31 protein-coding genes are annotated in these 25,681 nt (G+C 71.5%); 17 read left to right on the top strand and 14 right to left on the bottom strand.

Annotated elements, in window-relative coordinates; translation table 11 throughout:
* Positions 1-20: 20 nt before the first annotated feature.
* Entirely contained in the window at positions 21-626 is a 606-nt protein-coding gene (locus ACWCPN_RS14930; protein WP_451205681.1) for an alkaline shock response membrane anchor protein AmaP, read from the top strand.
* Between the two features lie 83 nt (positions 627-709).
* Positions 710-865: a DUF6131 family protein gene (locus tag ACWCPN_RS14925; protein ID WP_451205678.1), complete on the top strand. Its 156-nt coding sequence runs from the start codon at positions 710-712 to the stop codon at positions 863-865.
* A 297-nt stretch (positions 866-1,162) separates the two neighbouring features.
* Here ACWCPN_RS14925 and ACWCPN_RS14920 read toward each other — a convergent pair whose 3' ends face one another.
* The 5 genes from ACWCPN_RS14920 to ACWCPN_RS14900 all read right to left on the bottom strand — a co-directional run bounded on the left by ACWCPN_RS14920 (position 1,163) and on the right by ACWCPN_RS14900 (position 4,680).
* A complete protein-coding gene (locus ACWCPN_RS14920; RefSeq protein WP_451206047.1) occupies positions 1,163-1,459 on the bottom strand; it encodes a hypothetical protein in 297 nt (98 codons plus the stop codon).
* Positions 1,460-1,791: 332 nt separating this feature from the next.
* On the bottom strand, positions 1,792-2,325 hold the full coding sequence (locus ACWCPN_RS14915) for a DUF5994 family protein (protein WP_451205675.1): 534 nt from the start codon (positions 2,323-2,325) through the stop codon (positions 1,792-1,794).
* Positions 2,326-2,520: 195 nt separating this feature from the next.
* Positions 2,521-3,498, bottom strand: a complete 978-nt coding sequence (locus ACWCPN_RS14910; protein ID WP_451205672.1) for a magnesium transporter CorA family protein — start codon at positions 3,496-3,498, stop codon at positions 2,521-2,523.
* Positions 3,499-3,676: 178 nt separating this feature from the next.
* Positions 3,677-4,114, bottom strand: coding sequence for a VOC family protein (locus ACWCPN_RS14905; RefSeq protein ID WP_451205669.1), 438 nt, complete (start codon positions 4,112-4,114; stop codon positions 3,677-3,679).
* 47 nt (positions 4,115-4,161) lie between these two features.
* Positions 4,162-4,680: a GNAT family N-acetyltransferase gene (locus ACWCPN_RS14900; protein ID WP_451205666.1), complete on the bottom strand. Its 519-nt coding sequence runs from the start codon at positions 4,678-4,680 to the stop codon at positions 4,162-4,164.
* 39 nt (positions 4,681-4,719) lie between these two features.
* On the opposite strand from ACWCPN_RS14900, the gene ACWCPN_RS14895 reads away from it, so the two are divergent.
* The 3 genes from ACWCPN_RS14895 to ACWCPN_RS14885 all read left to right on the top strand — a co-directional run bounded on the left by ACWCPN_RS14895 (position 4,720) and on the right by ACWCPN_RS14885 (position 6,453).
* Positions 4,720-5,118 (top strand): helix-turn-helix transcriptional regulator, encoded by a 399-nt coding sequence (locus ACWCPN_RS14895; protein ID WP_365119867.1) that lies wholly within the window; start codon positions 4,720-4,722, stop codon positions 5,116-5,118.
* Positions 5,119-5,210: 92 nt separating this feature from the next.
* A complete protein-coding gene (locus ACWCPN_RS14890) occupies positions 5,211-5,666 on the top strand; it encodes a VOC family protein (RefSeq protein WP_199211957.1) in 456 nt (151 codons plus the stop codon).
* 43 nt (positions 5,667-5,709) lie between these two features.
* Positions 5,710-6,453 (top strand): VOC family protein, encoded by a 744-nt coding sequence (locus ACWCPN_RS14885; RefSeq protein WP_451205661.1) that lies wholly within the window; start codon positions 5,710-5,712, stop codon positions 6,451-6,453.
* Between the two features lie 121 nt (positions 6,454-6,574).
* On the opposite strand, the gene ACWCPN_RS14880 is transcribed toward ACWCPN_RS14885, so the two are convergent.
* The 3 genes from ACWCPN_RS14880 to ACWCPN_RS14870 form a co-directional block, all read right to left on the bottom strand.
* A complete protein-coding gene (locus tag ACWCPN_RS14880) occupies positions 6,575-6,907 on the bottom strand; it encodes a DUF952 domain-containing protein (protein ID WP_451205659.1) in 333 nt (110 codons plus the stop codon).
* 73 nt (positions 6,908-6,980) lie between these two features.
* Entirely contained in the window at positions 6,981-7,208 is a 228-nt protein-coding gene (locus ACWCPN_RS14875) for a hypothetical protein (RefSeq protein ID WP_451205656.1), read from the bottom strand.
* 26 nt (positions 7,209-7,234) lie between these two features.
* A complete protein-coding gene (locus tag ACWCPN_RS14870; RefSeq protein ID WP_451205653.1) occupies positions 7,235-7,819 on the bottom strand; it encodes a dihydrofolate reductase family protein in 585 nt (194 codons plus the stop codon).
* 143 nt (positions 7,820-7,962) lie between these two features.
* Between ACWCPN_RS14870 and ACWCPN_RS14865 the strand changes: the two genes are divergently transcribed.
* Positions 7,963-8,553, top strand: coding sequence for a TetR/AcrR family transcriptional regulator (locus ACWCPN_RS14865; RefSeq protein ID WP_451205650.1), 591 nt, complete (start codon positions 7,963-7,965; stop codon positions 8,551-8,553).
* Between the two features lie 179 nt (positions 8,554-8,732).
* Here the strand turns inward: ACWCPN_RS14865 and ACWCPN_RS14860 are convergent, their stop codons facing one another.
* A complete protein-coding gene (locus ACWCPN_RS14860) occupies positions 8,733-9,863 on the bottom strand; it encodes a family 2 encapsulin nanocompartment cargo protein polyprenyl transferase (protein WP_451205647.1) in 1,131 nt (376 codons plus the stop codon).
* Positions 9,864-9,975: 112 nt separating this feature from the next.
* Entirely contained in the window at positions 9,976-11,382 is a 1,407-nt protein-coding gene (locus ACWCPN_RS14855) for a family 2B encapsulin nanocompartment shell protein (protein WP_451205644.1), read from the bottom strand.
* Positions 11,383-11,672: 290 nt separating this feature from the next.
* On the opposite strand from ACWCPN_RS14855, the gene ACWCPN_RS14850 reads away from it, so the two are divergent.
* On the top strand, positions 11,673-12,266 hold the full coding sequence (locus tag ACWCPN_RS14850; protein ID WP_451205641.1) for an N-acetylmuramoyl-L-alanine amidase: 594 nt from the start codon (positions 11,673-11,675) through the stop codon (positions 12,264-12,266).
* A 31-nt stretch (positions 12,267-12,297) separates the two neighbouring features.
* Positions 12,298-13,191 (top strand): 1-aminocyclopropane-1-carboxylate deaminase/D-cysteine desulfhydrase, encoded by an 894-nt coding sequence (locus ACWCPN_RS14845; protein ID WP_451205639.1) that lies wholly within the window; start codon positions 12,298-12,300, stop codon positions 13,189-13,191.
* Between the two features lie 34 nt (positions 13,192-13,225).
* On the opposite strand, the gene ACWCPN_RS14840 is transcribed toward ACWCPN_RS14845, so the two are convergent.
* The gene (locus tag ACWCPN_RS14840) at positions 13,226-14,821 is read right to left on the bottom strand and encodes a Na+/H+ antiporter (RefSeq protein WP_451205637.1); all 1,596 of its coding nucleotides are present in this window, start codon (positions 14,819-14,821) and stop codon (positions 13,226-13,228) included.
* Between the two features lie 62 nt (positions 14,822-14,883).
* Between ACWCPN_RS14840 and ACWCPN_RS14835 the strand changes: the two genes are divergently transcribed.
* The 3 genes from ACWCPN_RS14835 to ACWCPN_RS14825 all read left to right on the top strand — a co-directional run bounded on the left by ACWCPN_RS14835 (position 14,884) and on the right by ACWCPN_RS14825 (position 16,910).
* A complete protein-coding gene (locus tag ACWCPN_RS14835; protein WP_199211950.1) occupies positions 14,884-15,144 on the top strand; it encodes a UBP-type zinc finger domain-containing protein in 261 nt (86 codons plus the stop codon).
* A gap of 261 nt (positions 15,145-15,405) precedes the next feature.
* Complete coding sequence (locus ACWCPN_RS14830; RefSeq protein ID WP_004925829.1) at positions 15,406-15,819, top strand: ATP-binding protein; 414 nt, start codon at positions 15,406-15,408, stop codon at positions 15,817-15,819.
* A gap of 17 nt (positions 15,820-15,836) precedes the next feature.
* The gene (locus ACWCPN_RS14825) at positions 15,837-16,910 is read left to right on the top strand and encodes an RNA polymerase sigma factor SigF (protein ID WP_451205632.1); all 1,074 of its coding nucleotides are present in this window, start codon (positions 15,837-15,839) and stop codon (positions 16,908-16,910) included.
* Positions 16,911-16,929: 19 nt separating this feature from the next.
* Here the strand turns inward: ACWCPN_RS14825 and ACWCPN_RS14820 are convergent, their stop codons facing one another.
* A complete protein-coding gene (locus ACWCPN_RS14820) occupies positions 16,930-17,382 on the bottom strand; it encodes a hypothetical protein (RefSeq protein ID WP_451205630.1) in 453 nt (150 codons plus the stop codon).
* A 158-nt stretch (positions 17,383-17,540) separates the two neighbouring features.
* Here ACWCPN_RS14820 and ACWCPN_RS14815 point away from each other — a divergent pair, with 158 nt between their 5' ends.
* Positions 17,541-18,509 (top strand): diacylglycerol/lipid kinase family protein, encoded by a 969-nt coding sequence (locus ACWCPN_RS14815; RefSeq protein ID WP_365119887.1) that lies wholly within the window; start codon positions 17,541-17,543, stop codon positions 18,507-18,509.
* A gap of 321 nt (positions 18,510-18,830) precedes the next feature.
* A complete protein-coding gene (locus ACWCPN_RS14810; protein ID WP_016639615.1) occupies positions 18,831-19,088 on the top strand; it encodes a WhiB family transcriptional regulator in 258 nt (85 codons plus the stop codon).
* Between the two features lie 164 nt (positions 19,089-19,252).
* On the opposite strand, the gene ACWCPN_RS14805 is transcribed toward ACWCPN_RS14810, so the two are convergent.
* Together ACWCPN_RS14805 and ACWCPN_RS14800 are read right to left on the bottom strand one after the other, a co-directional pair.
* Positions 19,253-20,728, bottom strand: coding sequence for a sensor histidine kinase (locus ACWCPN_RS14805; protein WP_199211947.1), 1,476 nt, complete (start codon positions 20,726-20,728; stop codon positions 19,253-19,255).
* 335 nt (positions 20,729-21,063) lie between these two features.
* A complete protein-coding gene (locus tag ACWCPN_RS14800) occupies positions 21,064-21,693 on the bottom strand; it encodes a TetR/AcrR family transcriptional regulator (RefSeq protein ID WP_451205625.1) in 630 nt (209 codons plus the stop codon).
* A gap of 192 nt (positions 21,694-21,885) precedes the next feature.
* Between ACWCPN_RS14800 and nagB the strand changes: the two genes are divergently transcribed.
* From nagB to mctP, 4 genes are all read left to right on the top strand, one after another.
* Positions 21,886-22,671: a glucosamine-6-phosphate deaminase gene (gene nagB / locus ACWCPN_RS14795; protein ID WP_451205622.1), complete on the top strand. Its 786-nt coding sequence runs from the start codon at positions 21,886-21,888 to the stop codon at positions 22,669-22,671.
* Between the two features lie 201 nt (positions 22,672-22,872).
* Entirely contained in the window at positions 22,873-23,637 is a 765-nt protein-coding gene (locus tag ACWCPN_RS14790; protein ID WP_199211944.1) for a GntR family transcriptional regulator, read from the top strand.
* A 138-nt stretch (positions 23,638-23,775) separates the two neighbouring features.
* Entirely contained in the window at positions 23,776-24,039 is a 264-nt protein-coding gene (locus tag ACWCPN_RS14785) for a DUF3311 domain-containing protein (protein WP_451205619.1), read from the top strand.
* Complete coding sequence (mctP, locus tag ACWCPN_RS14780; protein WP_451205616.1) at positions 24,036-25,664, top strand: monocarboxylate uptake permease MctP; 1,629 nt, start codon at positions 24,036-24,038, stop codon at positions 25,662-25,664. The genes ACWCPN_RS14785 and mctP overlap by 4 nt, the downstream gene beginning before the upstream one ends.
* Positions 25,665-25,681 lie beyond the last annotated feature (17 nt).

The following is a 25,681-nucleotide window of genomic DNA, read 5'->3' as shown; positions in this document are numbered from 1 at the left end:
GACCACCTGGAGGCCGCACCATGAAGCCGCGATCCGCGACCAACCGCAGTCTGCTGGCCCTTGCCGGACTGGTTCTGCTCGGCGGCGGGCTGCTCGTCCTCTTCGCCGGACTCGACCTCTACCGGCGACACGGCCTGATCCCGCCCGCGGGCTGGCCCCTGACCACCCCGGACGACGTCCTGCTCGGCCCGGCCGACCGGGCCCGCTGGAGCAGCCAGGGCTGGTGGTGGCCGGCGGTCATCGCCGCCCTCGTCCTCGCCGCCCTGCTCGCCCTGTGGTGGCTGCTCGCCCAGCTGAGCCGACGCCGCCCCGGCCCCCTGCCTGTCGGCGGCACACCACCGCAGGAGGGCGTCGAACTGCGCGACCGCGCACTCAGTGACGCGATTGCGGCCGAGGCCGGCGCCCTGCCAGGTGTCGATGACGCGGCCGTACAGATCACCGGCCGACCGGCCCGCCACAGCACCCGCATCAGGCTCACACTCACCCCCGAGGGCGCGCCCGGCGCCACTCTCGGTGCCCTCTGCGAAGGCCCGCTCAGCACCGCTCGTCGGTCCACCGGCCTCCCTGACCCGCCCACCGAGGTCCGCCTGCGGGTCACCCGCCACAGACCACACCGCGTGGAGTGAGGAGGAGACCGACCATCCCCCGACCGATGTCCTCGCGGTCTGCCGCAGTTCGCGAGGGAGTCGGCACCTGCTAAGGAGAAATCATGATCATCCTGGGCGTCATTCTGCTTGTCGTCGGCTTCCTCACCGGCATCTCCATCCTGTGGACCATCGGGATCATCCTGTTGGTCATCGGAGCCGTCCTGTGGATCCTCGGCGCGATGGGACACGCCGTCGCCGGTCGACGCCACTACTGGTGATCGGGGCGGGGGATGACGGCGGCCGTCGGCCGTGCGCCCGCGCGCGGCGGACCGGCGGGTCCCGACGGCCGTGAGACCTCGGTCTCCCGGTCGCCGGGACCCGCCGTGGTGCGGACGCGGCCGCGGTCGGCTAACTCGCCACGTTGCTGCCGTCAGCTCGACGGAGAAGCTGTGTCGCCGGACGGACGCGGGTGACGGGGCAGAGGTACCGGCTCGACCTGTGGACGCGTCGGGCAGCGGCCCGTGGTCGGCGTGGTGCCGGAGCCGGTCAGGAGGTCGCCCATCTGCCGGAGCCGGTCAGGAGGTCGCCCGTCCTTCGCGGGGAGGGGCGCTTTCCTCCTCTGTCTCCATCTGTTGGATCCCCAGGTGCGTCAGCGTGATCATTTCGGGCGTGTTGCCCCTCCCCCAGTCGACGACGACCCAGCCTTCGCCCGCCAGATACGTACAGGCGGCGGCCAGATCCTGTTCAGGGATGCCGAGGTCCTCGCGGAGCTCCGCCCCGTCGACGCCCAGGAGGCGATTGCCCTCAGCGGCTTGGTACAGCGCCCGCATGATCTTGTCGCGGTACTCCTTCCGCTCACGCAGCATGGCCATGATGTGCCCTCCTCTACCCCCCTCGTCCGGGCCGAGGTCGATGTCCTCCGCGACGGCTGTCGCGACGGGGCGTGCCCTGGGTCGTGTTCGCAAAGTCGCGTCGTTCGCCCGCAGGGCGGGCGTCGCGGCGCAGGCGTGACTTTGCGGACACGACCCAGCGGCGGTGTCCGCCACCGACCGGCGGTATCTCCGGGTCCGATGGCGGCCGACCCCCGGCAGAGCGTCGCTGTAGGGGAAGTCAGCCATCCGCTCGTCGTGCTGAGCGTTGAGCCGGTGGATCAGAACGCCTCCGACGACGATCAGGACGAGCAGCACGGCGGCGGCGATGGCAGTCATACGCCCCTCACCCCCGTCGACGGGCCGCGGGGCGCCCGGTCGAGCCGGGACGACGGCCTACCCGATCCACCGTCGGTCTCCCACGCCTCTACGCCGCTCTCGGCACCGGTCCCGTCGTCCGGGGCCTCCTGGGCCGGGACGTCGACGCCGTCGCCGGCCATCAGGTGCGCGGCTGCCTCCACCCGGGTCTCCGGAGGAATCACCAGGACGTCTCGGCGGCCGTCGGGCAGGGAGAGAGTCAGCCTGTGCGGGTCCTGAGTCTCGGTGGAGCATCCCACCCGCACGCTGCGCCCGGCGACGGACACCCAGTGCGGGATGACGGGCCAGTAGGCCGGATGCACGGTGATACCTGTGATGCGGCCCCAGTGTTCGCCCAGCGCCGCCGTCAGTGTGGGCAGTTCCCGGGTGAGGGCACGGGAGCGGGGCCACCACATGCCGTCCAGCCCGCCCGGCGCGGGCGTCAGGGACACCCGGGCCGGCGGCGACGGCGCGCGCCTGCTCGATGCCGTACGGTCAATGGTCACGGGCATGACGCGGACCTGTCCCCGGGCTCGAGGGTGCGGCCCGGCGTTGTCGATCACCGGAAACGGCACCTGCGGCTGAGCCGGTACGCGAAGAACTCCCGGTTCCTCCACACTACTCCGCCTACAGGTCCGAAAAGCCGGGTTTGACCAGGTATTTTCCTGCTTGCGGAACCTGATCTCCGGTGTCCGGTATCGGGCCGGTCAGAGCCAGTCCTTCCGCTTGAACGCCGCGTACAGCAGTGCGGACAGGGTCACGATGACGGCTGCCGAGGTGATGAATCCGGACTGGCGGCCGAAGCCCGGGTAGGGGAGATTCTGGCCGTAGTAGCCGGTGATCGCGGTGGGTACGGCGATGATCGCGGCCCAGCTCGTGACCTTCTTCATGATCAGGTTCATGCTGTTGGCCTGGACCGAGAGGTTCGTCTCCATGACCGAGGCCACCAGGTCCCGCAGCGATTCCGTCCATTCGGTGGCCCGCAGCACGTGGTCGTAGACGTCCTGGTAGTACGGGACGAGGGGGTCGGTGATCACGTGCAGGCCGGGGCGCATGAGGGTGTTGACCACCTCCCGCATCGGGAGTACGACACGGCGCAACTGGACGAGCGATTTGCGCAGCGCGAAAGCCCGGCGCTGCACGGCCTCGATCTCCCGGCGCGCGGCCACGAAGAGCAGACCCTCCAGCTCCTCGATGCCGTCGTCCAGTTGCTGGACCGCGGCGAAGTGACCGTCCACGAGATGGTCGAGCAGGCCGTGCAGCAGGAAACCGACGCCGTGGCCGGTCAGGTCCGGGCTGTCGTCCCAGCGGGCGAGGACCTCCTCGATGTCGAGACCGTCGTCCTTGCGGACGGTGATCATGGCCTGTGCGGTCAGGAACACGGCGATCTCGCTGTACGTCAGTTCCGCACCGTCCGGGCCGACGGTCACGGCATAGGCACTGAGGAACTCGTGGGTGCGATAGCGGTCGAGTTTCGGCCGCTGCCCATGCTGTGCGGCATCCTCCAGAGCCAGTTCGTGGATGCCGAACTCCTGGCCGAGCATGGCGAACTCGGCGGGCCCGGGCCGGTACAGGTCCAGCCACAGGACCGATGCCCGATCGGCCAGATGCGCGGAGACGTCACTGGCGGGAAAGTCCTCCAGGACGAGGGTGCCGTCGTGATACAGCCGGGTGCGCGTCACCATGGCTCGAGGCTAGACCGTCGCGCCCGGATCATTCCATTTCGTCCGGATTCCCAGCGCGGCATGCTCCGAAGATCTTCGGTGGGCGGCGCACCCCGTGCATGCCCGCCGGCTTTCGCACCTCGCGCATGCCCGCCGGCTCGCGCATGCCCGCCGGCTTTCGCGCGCGCCGTTCGCGCGCTCAGCCCCCCGGTGGCGGTTCCTCGCCGAAGACCCAGGGCGCCAGTACGACCTGCCAGCCGTCCGGGTCCTCGAAGAGGACGGCGCCGCGTTCGGTCCAGTAGGGGTTCGCGGCGGGTACCGGGCTGTGGCCGTGCCCGGTCAGCCGGCGGGCGGCGGCGGCCACGGCCCCGGGGCCGCGCAGGTACAGCACGAGCTGGTTCTCCGGGTGCGGCTCGGGGATGCGGGGCGGATCGCCGTGCTGGAGGAGTTCCATGTGCACCGGGGTGCCGGGCAGACCCAGGACGATGCCGTCGTAGCCCGCGTGGCCGCGCCACTGGGCGAGCACGGGCAGACCGAGGACGCCGCGGTAGAAGACCACGACGTCGTCGTAGTGCGCGGTCGGCCGGGCGAACCGGACCGCTCCCACATCGAGGTGGCCGGGCCAGGAATGCGTCATGGCACGAGGCTGGCACGCGCCGGCGCCCGGCGGATCGGGCCGCGGACCTACAGCGGGAGACCGATCCCGCCGGGCGGGCGCACCATGAACACGTCGACCGGGTCCTCGGCCTCCACGACGAAGCCGTGACGCTCGTAGAGCCCGCGGGCGGCGCTGCCCCGCAGGACGTCCAGCGCGACGGTCGCCCCTCGGGCGTCGGCGCGCTCCAGCACGGCGCGCAGGACGGCGGAGCCGAGCCCCCGGCCCTGGTGCCCTGGGGCGAGGTAGAAGTGCTCGAGCCACTGCCGGTCCCCGGCGGCGGGCCGGACCGTGACGCAGCCGGCGAACTCGCCGCCGCTCAGGATCACCGACGTGTACCGGGTGGAGAAGGAGTCCCGCAGCCGCTGCCGGACCCGGTGCTCGTCGTAGCGTCCGAGACGTTCCAGGTCCGGGCGCATCACCTCGGCCCGCAGCTCGGCGATCGTCTCGATGTCCGCGGCCGTCGCGGACCGCGTCGACCAGTCCGCGGCGCGTTCCCCCGGGGCCGTGTCCGCCCGCCCGCCGCCCGCTGCCGTCCCCGTGTTCATGGCTGGAGTATCGCAGTCGCGCCGTGCCAAGCTGTCCGGATGAGCCTGGAGGACCTGGTGCGGCTGCGGCGGGTGCGCGACCGCATGGACCGCGAGTACGCCGAGCCGCTCGACATGACCGAGCTGGCCCGTGGCGCCCACATGTCGCCCGGCCATTTCCAGCGCAGCTTCCGCAAGGCGTACGGGGAGACGCCGTACAGCTATCTGATGACCCGCCGGGTGGAGCGGGCCAAGGCGCTGCTGCGGCGCGGAGACCTGACGGTGACCGAGGTGTGCTTCGCCGTCGGCTGCACCTCCCTCGGCTCCTTCAGCTCCCGGTTCACCGAGCTGGTCGGCCAGACGCCGAGCGCCTACCGGGCCGGCACCCACGAGGAGAGCGCGGTGATCCCCTCCTGCGTGGCGCGCTCGTTCACCCGGCCGCGCCGCAGGCCGTACTGAACCTCCCGGGCCCGGACTCCGGCCCGCGCCCCGGCGATCACTTCGGCCGGGACTTCCGCGCGGGGCGGTGCGGTTGGGCCTAGCGTGAGGCCATGGACCTGAAACTCAAGCAGTGCTTCATCGCCGTGGACGACCACGACAAGGCGCTCCACTTCTACTGTGACGTGCTCGGCATGGAGGTCCGCAACGACGTGGGCTTCGAGGGGATGCGGTGGGTCACCGTGGGCTCGCCGCTGCAGCCGGACGTGGAGATCGTGCTGGAGCCGCCGGGCGCGAGCCCGGACATCTCCCCGGCCGACAAGCAGGCGATCGCCGAACTGCTCGCCAAGGGGCTGCTGCGCGGCGTCATCTTCACCACCGCCGACTGCGACGCGCTGTACGAGCGGGTCCGGGAGGCCGGCGGCGATGTGCTGCAGGAGCCGACGGACCAGCCGTACGGGGTGCGGGACTGCGCGTTCCGCGACCCGGCCGGGAACATGCTGCGGTTCCTCCAGCGGCCCGCGGACCCGAGTGCGGGCCGCTGGCCCGTGGACCCCGAGGCGGGCTGAGACTCCGCGCGCCCGACGCGGCCGGCGCCCTACGATCCCGGCCATGGACACCATCCGCTGGACGTACGCCTTCGCCGACCGCCCCTTCGGCCGTCTCGCCGAGGCCCACGCCTTCTGGACGGCCGTCACGGGCACCCGGCTCTCCGGATTCCGCGGCGAGCTGCAGGAGTTCGTGACGCTGCTGCCGGACGGCGCGGACCCCTGCCTGAAGCTGCAGGGCGTCCTCGACGGGGACGGCGGGGCCCATCCGGACTTCTTCGTCGACGACGTGCGGGCGTTCATGGCGGCTGCCGTCGGACTCGGCGCGGTGACGGTCGCCGATCACTCGGACTGGGCCGTGCTGCGCTCCCCGGGCGGGCAGCCGTTCTGTGCCGGGGCCTGGCAGGGGGAGAAGGTGCGGCCGCCGGTGGTCGGGGGCAGCCGTCTGGACCAGGTGTGCCTGGACGTCCCGCCCTCCGGGTTCGACGCCGAGAGCGCCTTCTGGGCGTCGCTGACCGGCTGGGACCTGCTGACCGGGTCCCGGCCGGAGTTCCGGGTGCTCAGGCCGCCGGCCGGTCAGCCGGTGCGGATCCTGCTCCAGCGGCTCGACGACGACCGTCCGCCCTCCGCCCACCTCGACCTCGCCTGCGCGGACACCGGCGCGGTCCGGACCCGGCACGAGCGGCTGGGCGCCACCCACGTCCAGGACGGGCCGCACTGGACGGTGATGCGCGACCCGGCCGGCGGCACGTACTGCCTGACCGGCCGCGACCCCGGCACGGGCGCCCTGCCGACGGCGGCCGGGTAGCCGTGGCCGGGTACGGGCGGAGGAGCAGCCGCGCCCCGCGCCGGCCGGGGTCCGCACGGCCCGGTGCTGCCCGCACGGCCCGGTGTCGTGGGCGGCGACGGTGCGCGTCGGCACCGCCCGGTCAGCCCCAGGGCTCCACGTCCACCACGGCGTCGACCGGGACCGGCCCGTACACGTGCGGGAACTCCTCGCCGTTCGGCGGCATGGCCTCGTACCTCACCGGCACGCCGAGCAGGGCCGGGTCCACCACCAGGACGACCAGATCGTCCGGGCCCTCGTACCCGCCGTACAGGAAGGCCGCGATGCGCGGGAGCTGCTCGCGGGTGGAGAAGTGGACGAACCCCTCCTCCTGGAGGGTGCGGCCACGGGTGGACACCTCGTAGGTGCCGCGTGCGCGGGCCGCGTCCCACAGCGCGCGTTCGGTGATGTGGACGATGTGCGGAAGCTTCGGCATGCGGCCACGCTACGGCTCCGGCCCGGCCGCGCGCACCGGCGAGAAACGGCCGGTGCGCGGTCTCGGCGCGGGTTCAGGACGGCCGCGTGCCGCCGGCCGCGCCGGGCCGCGTGGGTTCGGTTCCGGTCTCCGGGGCGCCCGTTACGGCCTGCTCGGTGTGCTCCGCGCGGGACGCGCAGTCGGGGTTGCGGCAGGGACCGGGGCCCCACTTCGGCACCCACGCGCCCAGCGTCTTGTGCCGGCCGACGACCGTTTCGACGGGCTGCCCGCAGACGGGACAGACACTGTTCTCGCTGCCCATGTCCTCAGGGTAGGGCGGCCGGGGGCTCAGCGCTCCCTGCGGTAGGTCCGCACGATCACGCCGTTGCCGAAGGTCCGGACCGACTCCAGGGCGAACTGTGTGATCCCCGCGCCGGTGCCGAACATCCGCATGCCGGTGCCGTAGACGATCGGGTAGCTCTTGACGACGAGTTCGTCGATCTCGTCGAGCAGACTTCCGGCGAGCCGCGAGCCCCCGCAGAGATAGATGTCCAGGCCGCCCTGCTCCGCCTTCAGTTCGCGCACGCGGCCGACCACGTCGTTGGCGACGATCTCGACGTTCGGATCGGGCGAGGTGCCGAGGGTGCGCGAGGCGACGAGCTCGCGCAGATGGGCGTAGGGGCTGGTGATGCCCTCCTTCAGCGCCAGTTGGTAGCTGCCGCGGCCCTGGACGACCGTGTCGAACCGCCGGTTCTCCAGGTGGTCCAGGCCGAGGTGCGCGCGGGCCTGGGAGGCCAGGGTCTCCGGGAACTCCGTCCGGAGGAAGTCCAGGTACTCCTCGTCGAGGAAGCGGAACATCGCGGCGGCGTCGCCCTGTTCGTCACCGATGAAGCCGTCGAGCGAGCAGGCGACGAAGTACGTGAGCTTTCGCAAGCGGGTCTCTTTTCGTAGGCTGCGGAGCGGCGGGATGACCACTTCGCTTGTAGTGCTTCATTTGTAGTACTCCAGACGTAGTGGTTGCAAGGTGTCTCCGGGACGGGATCCGGTCCGGGTTCAAGTGGGAGAAGGGATTCCGCATGGCGGGCAATCCGGAGCGGCGCGCCGCGCTGGTGGACGCGGGCGTCGCCGTACTGGCGCGGGAGGGCGCGCGCGGGCTGACCTTCCGCGCGGTGGACGGCGAGGCGGGTGTGCCCACCGGCACCGCCTCCAACTACTTCACCAGCCGTGACGACCTGCTCCGCCAGATCGACGCCCGGCTGCACGTGCGGCTCGCGCCGGACCCGAAGGTGCTGGAGTCGCTGCTGGCGGGGCCCCGCGACCGCGCCCTGGTCGCGGCCTTCATGCGGGACCTCATGGACCGCGCGACCCGCGACCGCACCGGCTACCTGGCCCTGTTCGAGATGCGCCTGGAAGCCACCAGGCGCCCGGAACTGCGGGCCTCCTTCACCGCGTCGCTGCGCGGCGACCTGGAGCAGGGCATGGAGTTCCACCGCACGGCCGGTCTGCCCGGCGGTGACGAGACCGTCGCCGTGCTCTACCTCGCGATGCTCGGTCTCCTCCTGGAACACCTCACCCTCCCCGGCGTCCTGGACGGAGCCCTGGAGGGTGTGACCGTGCCGGAGGGCCTGGTCGAGCGGATCGTGCGGACGGTCGTACCGGAGGCGTAGCGCCCGGCGGGCCGGCCGCCCGGGGGGCGCGCGCCCCTGACGGACGAGCGGCGGGTCCCGCGCACGGTGGGGGTGCGCGGGGCCCGCCCGGGCCGGAGTCCCGGTGACCGTGCGGGGTCAGGAGCCGCACGGTCCCGGTGACTCCGGGGTCCTCGGCCGGCCGTCGGGCGACGGCCGGCTCAGCTGCTGCGCCGGGTCACGAACTCGGCCAGGGCCAGCAGTCCGCCCGCGGTCTCCGGCGCGGGGACGGCGCGGGCCAGTTCCTGCACCGCCCGGGCCATCCGGTCGGCCGCCTCGGCCTGCGCCCAGTCCCGGCCGCCGGCCCGTTCGACCGCGAGTGCCGTACGCGCGATCTCCTCGCCGCCCCCGTCCTCCCCCTCGGCGTACGGCTTCCCGTACAGCGCGGCGAGTTCGGCCCCCGCCGGGGTGCCGGAGGTCAGCGCCGCCACCACCGGCAGGGACTTCTTGCGGGCGGCGAGATCCGCACCGGCCGGTTTGCCGGTGCGCCGCGGGTCGCCCCATATGCCGATCACGTCGTCGATGAGCTGGAAGGCTAGGCCGGCCTGGCGCCCGAAGCCGTCCAGCGCCGCCACGTCCTCCTCCCCGGCGCCCGCGAACAGCGCACCGAGCGCGCAGGCGCAGCCCAGCAGCGCGCCCGTCTTCGCCTCGGCCATGGCGAGCACCTCGGCCAGGGTCACCTCCTCGGGAGCGCGCGACTCCAGTGCCGTGTCGGTCTGCTGCCCGGCGCACAGCTCGACGACACAGTCGGCGAGCCGGGCGACCGCCGGTCCGGAGACCGGGTGCGGGTCCTCGGCCAGCAGCCGCATGGCCAGCGCCTGCAGCGCGTCCCCCGCGAGGATCGCGTCGGCGTCCCCGAACACGGTCCAGGCCGTGGGCCGGTGTCTTCGGGTGGTGTCCCGGTCCATCACGTCGTCGTGCAACAGCGTGAAGTTGTGGACCAGTTCGACCGCCACGGCGGCCCGTACGGCCGCCGCCGCGGCTCTCGGGCCGCCGAGCGCCGCGGCCGCCGCGAGGACGAGCGCGGGCCGGATCGCCTTGCCCGCGTTTCCCGCCGCCGCGGTGCCGTCCGCGTGCTCCCAGCCGAAGTGGTAGCGGGCGATCCGGCGCATCGAACCGGGCAGCGAGTCGACGGCCGCGCGCAGTTCCGGGTCCACCACGGCCCGGGTCCGCTCCAGCAGCGCCGTCGCCTCCTGCCCGTCCGGCGGGCCGGCGGCGGCGCCACCGGTGGACTCGCGCGGTCCACGCGGTCCGGGTGCGCGCTGTCTGGTCTCCGTCATGAAGTCGGCCATGGCTCCCCCTCGCGATGCCCGCGGACGGCGGCGCCTCCGCCCGGGGTGAACGCATACCCCGAGGATGTACCCGCCCCGGAGGGCGGGGACACGGCGGCGCGGTGCGCGCAGGTCACCTCCACCGGCCGATCTCGACGTTCTCCAGCACGCCGAGCGCGTCGGGCACCAGGACCGCGGCCGAGTAGTACGCCGTCACCAGGTACTTGATGACCGCCTGTTCGTTGATGCCCATGAACCGGACGGACAGGCTCGGCTCGATCTCGTCCGGGATGCCGGACTGCCTCAGCCCGACGACGCCCTGGTCGGCCTCACCGGTGCGCATGGCGATGATCGAGGTCGTGCGCTCCGCGGTGACCGGGATCTTGCTGCACGGGTAGATCGGCACGCCGCGCCAGGTGGGGATGCGGTTGCCGCCGATGTCGATGGTCTCCGGGACCAGTCCGCGCTTGTTCAGCTCACGCCCGAACGCCGCGATCGCGCGCGGGTGGGCGAGGAACAGCTTGGTGCCCCGGCGGCGGCTGAGCAGTTCGTCCATGTCGTCCGGGCCGGGTACGCCGTCGTGCGGCTGGATCCGCTGGTCGTACTCGCAGTTGTGCAGCAGCCCGAAGTCCCGGTTGTTGACCAGCTCGTGCTCCTGACGCTCCTTCAGCGCCTCGACCGTCAGCCGCAGCTGCTGCTCGGTCTGGTTCATCGGCTGGTTGTACAGGTCGGCCACGCGCGAGTGGATGCGCAGCACGGTCTGGGCGATGCTCAGTTCGTACTCGCGCGGCCGGGCCTCGTAGTCGACGAAGGTGTGCGGGATGTCCGGCTCGCCGCTGTGGCCGGCCGCCAGCTCGACCTCCTTCTCACCGAACTTGTTGGTCCGCTGCTCGGGGATGGAGCGCAGCCGCCGCAGGTGTTCGCGCAGCGAGTCGGAGCGCTCGGCGACCTGCTCGAAGTCGTCCCGGCCGAGGACCAGCACCGTGCACGCGGTGTCCGCGCGGGCGGTGTACTCCCAGATGGAGTCCGGGTCCAGCAGCGCCGCCTCGCCGAAGTAGGCGCCGTCGGCGAGGACGCCGAGGACCGCGTCGTCGCCGTACGGACCGGAGCCGATCTTCTCGACCCTGCCGTGGGCCAGCAGGTAGACCTTCTCGGTCCGGGCGCCGAAGGAGGCGATGACCTCTCCCGGCGCGAAGTTCCGCTGGCGGCAGCGCCGGGCCAGCTCGGTGAGGACCTCGTCGTCCTCGTACGAGCGCAGCGCCGGCAGCTCGCCGAGTTCGGCCGGTACGACCTCCACCTGGTCCCCGGTCTTCACGAACGTGATGCGGCCGTCGCCGACGGCGTACGTCAGCCGCCGGTTCACCCGGTACGTGCCACCCTGCACGTCCACCCAGGGCAGCGAGCGCAGCAGCCAGCGGGAGCTGATCTCCTGCATCTGCGGAACCGACTTGGTGGTGGTGGCCAGGTTCCGCGCTGCCGCCGTGCCGAGAGACTGCTGCGGCTTGCCCTGCTCCGTGCGGACCTCTTCGCCTACCGACATATGGGAATGCCCTCTCATGTATGCCCGGCGCCGAGTCGCACACCGGTCTCACGAGCAAGCTTCCAACACGTAACGTAGCCGTGCCATTACCCGAAAGAGCGGGAATGGATCATCGCACTACTGGGCAGAAAGTGGGATCTTGTCCAGCGGCACCCCGGATGCGCGAGCTGTCCGGATCGGCTCGCACGGTGTGCGAACGAGGTGGTCCGGGACGTCCGTTTTCGGTAGAAGCAGCTTTACGAGTGGGCCGCGACCGGCGGCCGACCGGGCACAGCACGAAGGAGGCGGTCATGGCCCCACCCATGTCCGCGAGCGCGTTTCTGGCCGCTCTGCGAGCGGAGGGCGCGACGGTCGTCGAGGTCGGCGACTGGCGGCACCACAACCGCAACCACAAGGGCCCCTGGGGCCCGGTCCACGGCGTGATGATCCACCACACGGTGACCCGGGGCAGCGCCCGCACCGTCGAGCTCTGCCGCGACGGGCACGCGGAGCTCCCCGGCCCGTTGTGCCACGGCGTGATCACCAAGGACGGCGGGATCCACCTGGTCGGCCACGGCCGCGCCAACCACGCCGGGCTCGGTGACGACGAGGTGCTGCGGGCCGTGATCGCGGAGAAACGGCTGCCGCCCGACAACGAGGCGAACACCGACGGCAACCGGCACTTCTACGGCTTCGAGTGCGAGAACCTGGGCGACGGCGACGACCCGTGGCCCGAGGCCCAGCTGGACGCGATCGCGCGGGCCGCGGCGGCCGTGTGCCGCCACCACGGCTGGACGGAACGGTCGGTGATCGGCCACCTGGAGTGGCAGCCGGGCAAGGTGGACCCGCGCGGCTTCCCGATGACGTGGCTGCGGGAACGGGTGCGGGACCGCCTGAAGTCGTAGCCGGCCGCGGCCACCGGGCGACAATGGGGGCGTGACCAGCACCGGCCCGCTCGCCCCGCGTCTGCCCTCGCCTCTGCAGGAGGTACGGGACGACCGGTTCGACCGGCGCGGTCTGCGCCTGCTCCTCAAGCGGGACGACCTGATCCACCCGGAGCTAATCGGCAACAAGTGGCGCAAACTGGCCCCCAACATCGAGGCGGCGCGGGGCCGGGCGCTGGTCACCTTCGGCGGCGCCTACTCCAACCATCTGCGCGCGACGGCCGCGGCGGGCCGGCTCCTGGGAGTGCCGACCACCGGCGTGGTCCGGGGCCAGGAGCTGGCCGGACGGCCGCTCAACCCGTCGCTGGCCCGGTGCGCGGCCGACGGCATGCGACTGCACTTCATCGACAGATCGACATACCGGCACAAGCACGAGCCGGGGACCCGGGCCGCGATCCTGCGCGCCGCCGGCGCCGAGCACGCGTACGTCGTCCCCGAGGGGGGCAGCAACGCCGCGGCCGTGCGCGGCTGCCGCGCCCTGGGCGAGGAGCTGGGCGGTCACGCCGAGGTCGTCGCAGTGGCCTGCGGTACCGGCGGCACGCTCGCCGGGCTCGCCGCCGGCCTGCCCCCCGGCAGCCGGGCGCTCGGCATACCCGTGCTCAAGGGCGGCTTCCTGGCCGCCGACGTACAGGCCCTGCAGGAGGACGCCTTCGGCGCCCGCAGCGGCACCTGGTCCCTGGACGACCGCTTCCACTTCGGCGGCTACGCCCGCACGACACCGGCCCTCGACGCCTTCGCACAGGACTTCGAGCAGCGGCATTCCCTGCCCGTGGAGCGTCTGTATGTCGCCAAGATGCTCCACGCACTGGCGTCCCTGGCCGGGGAAGGCGCCTTCGCGCGCGGGACGACCGTCGCGGCGGTGGTCACCGGGCGGCCCTTCCCGTAGCCCGGCGCGAGCGGGCCGGGCGCCCCGGCGCCCCCTAGGCCGCCTCGCGGTAGGCGGCCGCCTCCTCCAGGTCGAGCCTGCGCAGCAGCGCGCGGAGCATCTCGTCGTCGATGTAGCGGTGGTCGCGGAGCCTGACGAACACCGCGCGCTCGGCGCTGATCATGTCGCGGGACAGCCGGCGGTAGGTGTCGTCGACGGACTCACCGGTGACCGGGTTGACCTGGCCGAGCCGCTCCCAGACGGCGTTGCGGCGGCGTTCCAGCACCGAGCGGAGGCGCTCGGCGAGCGGCGGCGGCAGGGCGTTGCGCTCGTCGGAGAGCAGTTCCTCCAGGCGGCTCTCCGCGGCCAGGGAGGCCTGCGCCTGGGCGTTGGCCTCGGCCAGCGTCTCGGCCTGCCGGTCGCGGCTGGGGAACTTCAGCAGGCGGATCAGCGGCGGCAGGGTCACTCCCTGCAGGACCAGCGTGCCGATGACGGTGGTGAAGGTCAGGAAGAGGATCAGGTTGCGCTGCGGGAAGGCGTGGCCGCCGTGGACGGTCAGCGGGATGGAGAAGGCGATGGCCAGGGAGACCACTCCGCGCATCCCGGCCCACGAGGTGACCATCGCCCCCCGCCACGTCGGGTTCTCCTCGCGGGTCCTGATGCGCTCCGACATCAGGCGGGGCAGGAAGGCCGCCGGATAGACCCAGACGAACCGGGCGAGCACGACGACCACGAAGACCACGACCGCGTACCAGGCGGCCGTGACGCCCTCGTACTCGCCCAGGCCCTTCAGGACGACCGGGAGCTGGAGGCCGATCAGGGCGAAGACGGCGGACTCCAGGATGAAGGCGACCATCTTCCACACCGCGTCCTCCTGGAGGCGGGTGGCGAAGTCGACCTCCCACGCGCGGTGCCCGAGGTAGAGGGCGACGACCACGACCGCGAGGACGCCGGAGGCGTGCACCTGCTCGGCGACGGCGTAGGCGACGAACGGGATCAGCAGGGAGAGCGTGTTCTGCAGCAGCGGTTCCCTCAGGTGCGTGCGCAGCCAGTGCAGGGGCGCCATGAGCAGCAGGCCCACGCCGACACCGCCGACGGACGCGATCAGGAACTCCTCGATGCCGCCCGCCCAGGTGGCGCCCTCGCCGATGGCGGCGGCCAGCGCCACCTTGTAGGCGGTGATCGCGGTGGCGTCGTTCAGCAGGGACTCCCCCTGCAGGATCGTGGTGATCCGGGACGGCAGCCCGACCCGGCGGGCGACCGCCGTGGCGGCGACCGCGTCCGGCGGCGCCACGACCGCGCCCAGCACCAGGGCCGCGGGCAGCGGCATCCCGGGGATGACCAGATAGGCGGCCCAGCCGACGACGACCGTCGCGAACAGCACGTACCCCACGGACAGCAGCGCCACCGGTCTGAGCTGCGCGCGCAGGTCGAGGTAGGAGCTGTCGCTCGCCGAGGTGTACAGCAGCGGGGGCAGCACGAGCGGCAGGACCACCTCGGGGTCCAGCCGGTAGTCCGGCACGCCGGGGATGTAGGAGATCACCAGGCCGGCCGCGACCAGCAGCAGGGGTGCCGGCAGCGGGGTACGCCGGGCCGCGCCGGCGACCGCGGCACTCCCCGCCACCAGCAGGAGCAGCGGCATCACGTCCATGGTCCTCGCCCACCCTCGTTTTTCCGCGCGGTCACCCGCACGCCCGTCGTAACCTGGCAATCATGAAACAGTGCACGCACTCCGACGCGCTGCCGCACCCTCAGCCCGAGCCGCTCACCGAGACGTGCCCGGAGTGTCTCGCGCAGGGCACACATCCGGTGCAGCTCCGGCTCTGCCTGACCTGTGGCCACATCGGCTGCTGCGACTCCTCGCCGGGACGGCACGCCACGGGGCACCACACGGAGACCGGCCACCCGGTGATGCGGACCTTCGAACCCGGCGAGGACTGGCGCTGGTGCTTCGTCGACCACGTACTCGTGTGACACTTCAGGGAGCGGCCGCCGCCGACGGTTCGGGCGTGTGACGCCGGGGTACGTCAACCCGGCGCGCGCTCTTCCCATTTGGGCCCGCAAACCCTCTAGACACGGAGCGTATCCACAGCTTTACTGTGAGTGACGCCAGGGGGTTGGGGCCCCGGGGACAGAAACGTTCGGAGCGCGATAGCGTCACCGCGGAACCACGTACGCGTTACCCCGGGGGGCGACCCTCGGCCCCGTAAAGCTTGTACCACCATGGAGGTGAGGGTGTCCCAGATCGCAGGCGAGCCCGCGACCCAGGACTTCGTGGAAGTCCGGCTGCCGGCTGCGGGTGCCTACCTGTCGGTGCTGCGGACGGCCACGGCCGGTCTGGCGGCCCGCTTGGACTTCACCCTGGACGAGATCGAGGATCTGCGGATCGCCGTGGACGAGGCCTGCGCGATCCTGCTGCAGCAGGCCGTGCCCGGCTCCGTGCTCAGTTGTGTCTTCCGCCTCGTCGACGACTCGCTCGAGGTCACGGTGTCGGCGCCGACCACCGACGGTCACGCCCCCTCGCGGGACACCTTCGCCTGGACGGTGCTCTCCGCACTGGCCGGGAAGGTCTCGTCCGCCGTCGACGAGGACAAGACCGTGTCGATCAGCCTCTACAAACAGCGCGGCGCGGGCCCCGGGCCGGCGTGAGGAACGGGGACGGGCCGGTGCGGGACGAAGAGCGCGGCACACGGGAGCTGCCGGCGGAGGGCCAAGGCCCCACGGACGGCGCCCGACGCATGGCTGACGGCATCGACGGCATCCCCGAGCAGGCCAGGCCGCACCCGGAGGACGACTCCGCTGAGGCCGCCGGCGACGGTGCCGTGCAGAGCGCGCCTCCGAAGGCACGCGGCGGATCCGGGTCCGCCGCCCGCGCGGGGGCGAGGGCTCGGGGAAGGGCTACGGGCGGGACGATGAGCGAGCACGAGCGAAACGCGGAGGACGACGCGGTGGGCGCCGAGGCCGTGCACGCCACCCATCACGATCCCCAGGACCGCAGCGGGGCGCGTGCGATGTTCCTCGAACTGCGCCGGCTGAACGCGGGCAGCGCGGAGTACGCGGAGCTGCGCAACCAGCTCGTCCGGATGCACCTGCCGCTCGTCGAGCACCTCGCCCGCCGCTTCCGCAACCGGGGCGAGCCGCTGGACGACCTCACCCAGGTCGCCACGATCGGCCTGATCAAGTCCGTCGACCGCTTCGACCCGGAGCGCGGCGTGGAGTTCTCCACGTACGCCACCCCGACCGTGGTCGGCGAGATCAAGCGGCACTTCCGCGACAAGGGCTGGGCGGTCCGGGTGCCGCGGCGGCTGCAGGAGCTGCGCCTCGCGCTGACGACGGCCACGGCCGAGCTGTCCCAGCTGCACGGCCGCTCGCCCACCGTTCACGAGCTGGCCGAGAAGCTGGCCATCTCCGAGGAGGAGGTCCTGGAGGGTCTGGAGTCCGCCAACGCGTACTCCACGCTGTCCCTGGACGTCCCCGACACCGACGACGAGTCCCCCGCGGTGGCCGACACCCTCGGCGCCGAGGACGAGGCGCTGGAGGGCGTGGAGTACCGGGAGTCCCTCAAGCCCCTGCTGGAGGACCTGCCGCCCCGCGAGAAGCGGATCCTGCTGCTGCGTTTCTTCGGGAACATGACCCAGTCGCAGATCGCGCAGGAGGTGGGCATCTCCCAGATGCACGTCTCCCGGCTGCTGGCCCGCACCCTGGCCCAGCTCCGGGAGAAGCTGCTGGTGGAGGAGTGACCGGACCGGAGCGGGCCGTCTAGTCGGCCCGGCCCGGACCCTTGATCCCGAGCGCCCGGGTCGTCGCGGGGCTCACCAGGAGCACCAGGGCCGCGACCGCCACGACGGCGAGGGCGATGCCGCCCGGAATGGCCATGCTGTCGGCCTGGAGCAGGTTGTAGGCCACCGGCAGGGCCATGAGCTGGGTGATCACCGCCGGCCCGCGGCTCCAGCCGCGGCGCAGCAGCAGGCCGCGCGCGGCGAGCAGCGGCAGCAGCGCCAGTACCAGCAGAGTGATCCCGCCGGTCACGGCCTGCTGACGGTCGTCCGGGGCGCCGGTGAGCCCGAGGACCAGGATCCACACACCGCCGATCACCAGGGCGGCACCCTCCAGCGCGGCCAGCGCCGCCGCGTACGTCAGCCGGCGCGGGCGCGGCCCGGAGTCCGCGGGGGCTTCGGCGGTGTCCGGGGCGGGGTTCTGCTCACTGCTCACCCCTGAAGGGTATCCGCCGGCCGTCCGGAGCGGCCGCGGGGAAGTGCCGTGCGCGGCCGCCGCGCCGGCGGTCCACGTGGGCAGGCTCACGCCCTTCCTCTTACCGGATCCCTACCTCGGTCTGGGCCGGGTACCCCCCAGTAGGTACGCTGCCATCCATGCGTGCACTTCTCGTGGTCAATCCGGCGGCAACCACCACAAGCGCACGCAGGCGTGACGTGCTGATCCACGCGCTGGCGAGCGAGATGAAGCTCGAGGCGGTCACCACCGAGTACCGCGGCCACGCGCGCGACTTGGGCCGGCAGGCCGCGCAGAGCTCCGACATCGACATGGTCGTGGCCCTCGGCGGCGACGGCACCGTCAACGAGGTGGTCAACGGCCTGCTGCACGCGGGCCCCGACCCGGACCGGCTGCCGGGCCTCGCCGTGGTGCCGGGCGGCTCCACCAACGTCTTCGCCCGCGCACTCGGTCTGCCCAACGATCCGGTCGAGGCCACCGGCGCCCTGCTGGACGCCCTGCGCGAGCGCAGGGAGCGGGTCGTCGGCCTGGGCCTTACCTCGGGCACGCCCGGCACCGAGGACGAGTCGGTCCCGGCGCGCTGGTTCACCTTCAACGCGGGGCTGGGCTTCGACGCCGGCGTGGTCGGCCGGGTGGAACAGCAGCGCGAGCGCGGGAAGAAGTCGACGCACGCGCTGTACGTACGGCAGGTGATGCGCCAGTTCCTCGGTGAGCAGCACCGCAGGCACGGCACGATCACGCTCGAACGTGCCGGCGCGGACCCGGTCACCGATCTGGTGGTCGCCATAGCCTCGAACACGTCCCCCTGGACGTATCTCGGCAATCGCCCGATGTACACGTCACCTAAGGCCTCGTTCGACACGGGCCTCGACGTACTCGGTCTCAGCCGTCTGTCCACGGCCGCGGTTGCCCGGTATGGCACCCAGTTGCTCACTTCGTCCCCCGAGCGGGGACCCCATGGGAAGCATGCCGTCTCACTCCATGATCTGGACCGCTTCACCTTGCATTCGAAGGTGCCGCTGCCGCTTCAGATGGACGGTGACCACCTGGGGCTGCGTACGAGCGTGACGTTCACAGGCGTACGCCGCGCACTGCGTGTGATTGTGTGAGCGGAAGAGGCGAAAGTCCTTTCACTCGAACGTTTAGGCCAGGGTCCACCCCATGGAAGTACGGCTGTGACCCAGTCGACACCGAGGAATCAAAAAAAACTTTCCTGAAGGGGTTGTATCCGCCGCTGAGGTTTGCGAGTCTCTACGTGGCGATCGGGACGGCCCGCAAGACCGGCCTCCACTGATCACCGGAACCCCTCTTCAAACCACAGGACCACGCCGGGGAAGACCCGACGATCGGCCCTTCACTTGTTGAGGGATTCGTGAAAGCGTTCACATTCACAAGCAACTTGCACGTAATACCAAGGAGAGGTAGCAGCCATGGACTGGCGTCACAACGCCGTTTGCCGCGAGGAAGACCCCGAGCTCTTCTTCCCCATCGGCAACACCGGTCCTGCGCTGCTGCAGATCGAGGAAGCCAAGGCCGTCTGCCGTCGCTGCCCTGTCATGGAGCAGTGCCTGCAGTGGGCGCTCGAGTCCGGTCAGGACTCCGGCGTCTGGGGTGGTCTCAGCGAGGACGAGCGCCGCGCCATGAAGCGCCGCGCCGCCCGCAACCGGGCCCGTCAGGCCTCCGCCTGACATCCCACCCCTGCTGACAGCCTGAGCTTGGCGGCGCGTACATCGCGTACGCATCTCCCGCCCCCGAGCCGCAGCGCGCAGTACCCCCGATGCGCATAGCTTCGAGCTTTAGCCCCGGACCACCAAGTGGTCCGGGGCTCAATGCTGTCCGGGCCCGGGCGGGGTCACTTCTGCGCGCGCACCGGGATGTCGAGGATCACCCTCGTCCCGCGCTCCGGCGCCGGGACCATGTCGAAGGTGCCGCCCAACTCGCCCTCCACCAGCGTCCGTACGATCTGCAGGCCGAGGTTGCCCGAGCGGTGCGGGTCGAACCCCTCGGGCAGGCCGACGCCGTCGTCCTGGACGGTGACCAGCAGACGGGCCTCCTTGGAGGTGCCGCCGCGCACCGCGGAGACCTCGACCGTGCCGGTGTCGCCCTCCCGGAAGCCATGCTCCAGGGCGTTCTGCAGCACCTCGGTGAGCACCATCGACAGAGGGGTGGCCACCTCGGCGTCGAGTATGCCGAAGCGCCCGCTGCGCCGGCCGGCCACCTTGCCCGGTGAGATCTCGGCGACCATCGCCAGCACGCGGTCGGCGATGTCGTCGAACTCCACGCGCTCGTCGAGGTTCTGGGAGAGCGTCTCGTGCACGATCGCGATCGATCCGACCCGGCGGACGGCCTCCTCCAGGGCCTCCCGGCCGCGCTCGGAACCGATGCGCCGGGCCTGCAGCCTGAGCAGGGCCGCGACGGTCTGCAGGTTGTTCTTCACCCGGTGGTGGATCTCCCGGATCGTCGCGTCCTTCGTGATCAACTCACGTTCGCGCCGCCGGAGTTCGGTGACGTCCCGGCACAGCACCAGCGAACCGATGCGGGTGCCCTTGGGCTTGAGCGGAATGGCCCGGAACTGGATGACCCCGTCGTGCGCCTCGATCTCGAACTCGCGCGGCGCCCAGCCGCTCGCCACCTTGGCGAGCGCCTCGTCCACCGGACCCCGGGTGGGCGCGAGTTCGGCGGTGGTCCGGCCCAGGTGGTGACCGACCAGGTCAGCGGCGAGGCCGAGCCGGTGGTAGGCGGACAGGGCGTTCGGTGAGGCGTACTGGACGGTGCCGTCCGCGTCCAGCCGGATCAGTCCGTCGCCGACCCGCGGCGAGGCGTCCATGTCGACCTGCTGGTCGGGGAAGGGGAAGGAACCGGCCGCGATCATCTGCGCGAGGTCCGAGGCGCTCTGGAGATAGGTCAGCTCCAGCCGGCTCGGTGTGCGGACGGTGAGCAGGTTGGTGTTGCGGGCGATGACGCCGAGAACGCGGCCGGCCCGCCGTACGGGGATGGACTCGACCCGGACGGGCACCTCCTCGCGCCACTCCGGGTCGCCCTCGCGCACGATCCGGCCCTCGTCCAGCGCCGCGTCCAGCATGGGCCGCCGGCCGCGCGGGACCAGATGGCCGACCATGTCGTCCTGGTACGAGGTCGGGCCGGTGTTGGGACGCATCTGGGCGACCGAGACGTACCGGGTGCCGTCACTGGTCGGGACCCACAGCACCAGGTCGGCGAAGGAGAGGTCGGAGAGCAGCTGCCACTCCGAGACCAGCAGGTGGAGCCACTCGAGGTCGGAGTCGTCGAGGGCCGTGTGCTGGCGTACGAGTTCGTTCATGGAGGGCACGATGCGAGCGTACCCGGGGCCGCACGGGTGCCCGAAAAACACCCGCGGGCCGCGGCGCCTGGAAGGGACCCTCAACCCTTCCGGCACCGCAGCCCGGAGCATCATCGGCCGCGGGGTGTGCGGTCCCGGCCGGCCGAAGGCCGAGGAGCCGGGGCAGTCAGGGCAGAGAGCTCCGGGTCCTCGGTCCGCCTTCCTGTGCGGGGAAGACGGAAGCTGTTCATTATTCCCTGGGGAATCCCCTTATGCATTGTGGACTAGACCACGAGGGCATGTCCATGCGCGCGAGGGCATGCGTCGCTACGGCACGCGATGCCACGCAGCCTAGCCCGCCCGGCTCAGCCGCGGGGCCAGATGGCCATGGCAATTTCGGCGAGCGACTCCAGCTCCGCCCGGGCCGCGCCGTCCCGGGCCTGCTGGGACATGCCGTGGAGCACGGCGGCCGCATGGCGGGCGAGGGCCGCGGCGTCGGTGCCGGCGGGCAGCAGTCCGGCCGCGACGTCCGCCCGGATCCGGGCGGCCAGGGCGGCCAGGGACGCCTCGCGCCGGTCCCGCAGCAGGGTCTCGACCTCGGGGCTCGTGCAGTTGGTGGCCGCGTGCGCGACCAGGCAGCCGAAGGGGCGCTCGGGGTCGGTGTACCGGGCGGCGGCCTCGCGCAGCGTGCGCCCGACGGCGGCCCGGGCGGTGGGCTCCTCGGCCAGGGCGCGGTCGGCGAAGGCGCCGTGGGTGGCGGCGTAGACCTGGACGACCTCCTCGAACAGGGACCGCTTGTCACCGAAGGCCGCGTAGAGGCTCGGGGTGCCGATGCCCATGATCCGGGTGAGGTCGGAGACCGACGTCGCCTCGTAGCCGTGCCGCCAGAAGGCCGTCAGCGCCTTCTCCAGGGCGGCCGACCGGTCGAAGGAGCGCGGGCGCCCCCGCGATCTCGACGGCCTGGCCTGCGCGTTCGTCTCCCGACCCGTCACCATGGAGAGCATTCTATAGCGAACCCTAGAGAAATACCGGTGCCACGTAGTACAGTTTTAATGTAGCGATCGCTAGAAAACAAGGCCGAGTGGACCGCGGAACCCCTGCCCGCGGCCTCCCGTTCTGTTAGATTGGTCTAAACCACATGGCACGTTTCCCAGACTTCGAGCCCTCTTGAGAACGGCAGGCCCAGCGTGGAAGTTGTCATCGTCCCGGACGCCGCGGCAGGCGGCGAGCTGATCGCCGAGGCCATGGCCGAGCTGCTGCGACGCAAGCCCGACGCACTGCTCGGCGTGGCGACCGGTTCCACTCCGCTGCCCGTCTACCAGGCACTGGCACGCAAGTGGCGCTCCGGTGCGGTGGACACCTCCGGGGCGCGCATAGCCCAGCTCGACGAGTACGTCGGGCTGCCCGCCGACCATCCGGAGTCCTACCGGTCGGTGCTGCGCCGGGAGGTGCTGGAGCCGCTCGGCATCGGGATGGAGGCCTTCACCGGGCCGGACGGCACCGCCGCGGACGTGCAGGCGGCCTGCGAGGCCTACGACCGCGCGCTCAGCGAGGCCGACGGGGTGGACCTGCAGCTCCTCGGGATCGGGACGGACGGGCACATCGGGTTCAACGAGCCGTGCTCCTCGCTCGCCTCGCGCACCCGCATCAAGACGCTGACCGAGCAGACCCGGATCGACAACGCGCGCTTCTTCGACGGTGACATCGAGCAGGTGCCGCACCACGTGATCACCCAGGGCATCGGCACCATCCTGGAGGCCCGCCACCTGGTGCTGCTCGCCACCGGGGAGGGCAAGGCGGACGCGGTCGCCGCCACCGTCGAGGGGCCGGTCGCGGCCGTCTGCCCGGCGTCGGCGCTCCAGCTGCACCCGCACGCGACGGTGGTGGCCGACGAGGCCGCCGCGTCCAAGCTCAAGCTGGCCGACTACTTCCGCCACACCTACGCCGGCAAGCCGGACTGGCAGGGCATATAGAGGACGTCCGACGCGCCCGCCCCGGCGCGCGAGGAGCGGGACGCCGGGGCCTCTGGACTAGACCAGCAGAGGGTGCGCCGGTATACAGAGGGGATCACGGAGCGTGCGGGTGGAGCCCGACGCACGAAGCCGTGCCACGATGTGAGCCGTGGCCGACGGTCGGTCGGTCGCTTTCGGCACCCGGAGCCGGGAAGGCAGAGCATGAGCACCGACGTCAGCAGTGCGGAGCACGAGGCCGGCACGACCGTCCGTACCGCGCGCGTGCCCAAGTACTACCGCTTGAAGAAGCACCTGCTCGACATGACGGAGACGCAGGCGCCGGGCACGCCGGTCCCGCCGGAGCGCACGCTGGCGGCCGAGTTCGACACCTCCCGCACGACCGTCCGGCAGGCCCTGCAGGAGCTCGTCGTCGAGGGCCGGCTGGAGCGCATCCAGGGCAAGGGCACCTTCGTCGCCAAGCCGAAGGTGTCCCAGGCGCTGCAACTGACCTCCTACACCGAGGACATGCGCGCCCAGGGTCTGGAGCCCACCTCGCAGCTGCTGGACATCGGGTACATCACCGCCGACGACCGGCTCGCCGAGCTGCTCGACATAACGGCCGGCGGCCGGGTGCTGCGCATCGAGCGGCTGCGCATGGCCAACGCCGAACCCATGGCCATCGAGACCACCCACCTGTCGGCCAAGCGCTTCCCCGCGCTCCGGCGGTCGCTGGTGAAGTACACGTCCCTGTACACCGCGCTCGCCGAGGTCTACGACGTCCATCTCGCCGAGGCCGAGGAGACCATCGAGACCTCCCTGGCCACCCCGCGCGAGGCGGGTCTGCTCGGCACCGACGTGGGTCTGCCGATGCTGATGCTCTCCCGCCACTCCCTGGACCGCGGCGGCCAGCCGGTCGAGTGGGTGCGGTCCGTCTACCGCGGCGACCGGTACAAGTTCGTCGCCCGCCTCAAGCGTCCCCAGGACTGACCGGGCGCGGAAAACCTTCACGCTCCGCACGCGAAATCGATATGCCGATATGCGGACGAGGTCTTCCGCTGCCGTGACGGCGTCACCTAGATTGCCTGCGCATTACACAGGTGATCAGCGAGGGGACGGAGCCGTGGCATGTCCGAAACGCAAGAAGTGAGACCACCGGTGGTGACGCCGGTCCGGGTGATCATCGGTCTGTGTCTCGTCGCGCCGTTCGTGGCGATGCTGTGGGTCGGCTCGTACTCCAAGACGGACCCCGCCTTCATCGGGATCCCGTTCTTCTACTGGTACCAGATGCTGTGGGTGGTCATCTCGACCGCGCTCACGATGCTGGCCCACAAGCTGTGGCAGCGTGACCAGCGCGCCCGCGGTGCCCGGAGCGGGGGTGCGGCGAAGTGAAGGACGGCGTCAACGGCGTCGCTCTCGGCGTCTTCATCTTCTTCTTCCTGGCCGTCACGGTCATGGGCTTCATGGCCGCGCGCTGGCGCAAGGCGGACAACGAGCACTCCCTGGACGAATGGGGCCTGGGCGGAAGGTCGTTCGGCACCTGGATCACGTGGTTCCTGCTCGGCGGCGACCTGTACACGGCGTACACCTTCGTCGCCGTACCGGCGGCGATCTACGCGGCGGGCGCGGCCGGCTTCTTCGCGGTCCCGTACACGATCCTCGTCTACCCGCTGATCTTCACGTTCCTGCCCCGCCTCTGGTCCGTCTCGCACCGCCACGGCTACGTCACCACCTCGGACTTCGTGCGCGGCCGGTTCGGCTCCAAGGGCCTGTCGCTGGCCGTGGCGGTCACCGGCATCCTCGCGACGATGCCCTACATCGCGCTCCAGCTCGTCGGCATCCAGGCGGTGCTGGACGTGATGGGCGTCGGCGGCGGGGAGAACACCAACTGGTTCGTGAAGGACCTGCCGCTGCTGATCGCCTTCGGCGTGCTGGCCGCGTACACCTACTCGTCCGGTCTGCGGGCCCCCGCCCTGATCGCGTTCGTGAAGGACACGCTGATCTACATCGTCATCGCGGTGGCGATCATCTACATCCCGATCAAGCTGGGCGGGTTCGACGACGTCTTCGCCAAGGCGGGCGACGCCTTCAGCCAGGTGAACCCGGCGACCGGCAAGCCGCGCGGCGCGCTCGCACCGCCGGAGGCGGGCCAGTGGACGTACGCCACCCTGGCGCTCGGTTCCGCGCTCGCCCTGTTCATGTACCCGCACTCGATCACCGCGACCCTGTCGTCCAAGAGCCGTGAGGTGATCCGCCGCAACACCACGCTCCTGCCGCTGTACTCGCTGATGCTGGGTCTGCTGGCCCTGCTCGGCTTCATGGCGATCGCGGCCGGGGTGAAGGTCACCAACGGCCAGCTGGCGATCCCGCAGCTCTTCGAGAACATGTTCCCGGACTGGTTCGCGGGTGTGGCCTTCGCGGCGATCGGCATCGGCGCGCTGGTGCCCGCGGCCATCATGTCCATCGCGGCGGCGAACCTGTTCACGCGCAACATCTACAAGGACTTCATCAAGCCGGACGCCACGCCGAAGGAGGAGACCCGCGTCTCCAAGATCGTGTCGCTGCTGGTGAAGGTGGGCGCGCTGGTCTTCGTCCTGACGATGGACAAGACGGTCGCCATCAACTTCCAGCTGCTGGGCGGCATCTGGATCCTGCAGACCTTCCCGGCCCTGGTCGGCGGCCTGTTCACCCGCTGGTTCCACCGCTGGGCGTTGCTCGCGGGCTGGGCGGTCGGCATGGTGTACGGCACGCTCGCCGCGTACGGGGTGGCCTCGCCGACCCAGAAGCACTTCGGCGGTTCCGCGAAGGAGATCCCGGGTATCGGCGAGATCGGCTACATCGGTCTCACCGCGTTCGTGCTCAACGTCGTGGTCACCGTGGTGCTCACCGTCGTCCTGAAGGCCGTGAAGGCCCCGGAGGGACTCGACGAGACCAGGCCGGAGGACTACACGGCGGACGCCGGCGACCCCGGGGTCGCGGTGGAACTCCCGCCCGCAACCGCGGGAAGCGCCCACTAGCGCGACCGGACACGCAC

Source organism: Streptomyces sp. NPDC002386 (assembly GCF_053593175.1).
Note: the sequence above shows the minus strand (reverse complement) of the source record. Positions and strands in the feature narration are given on the sequence as shown.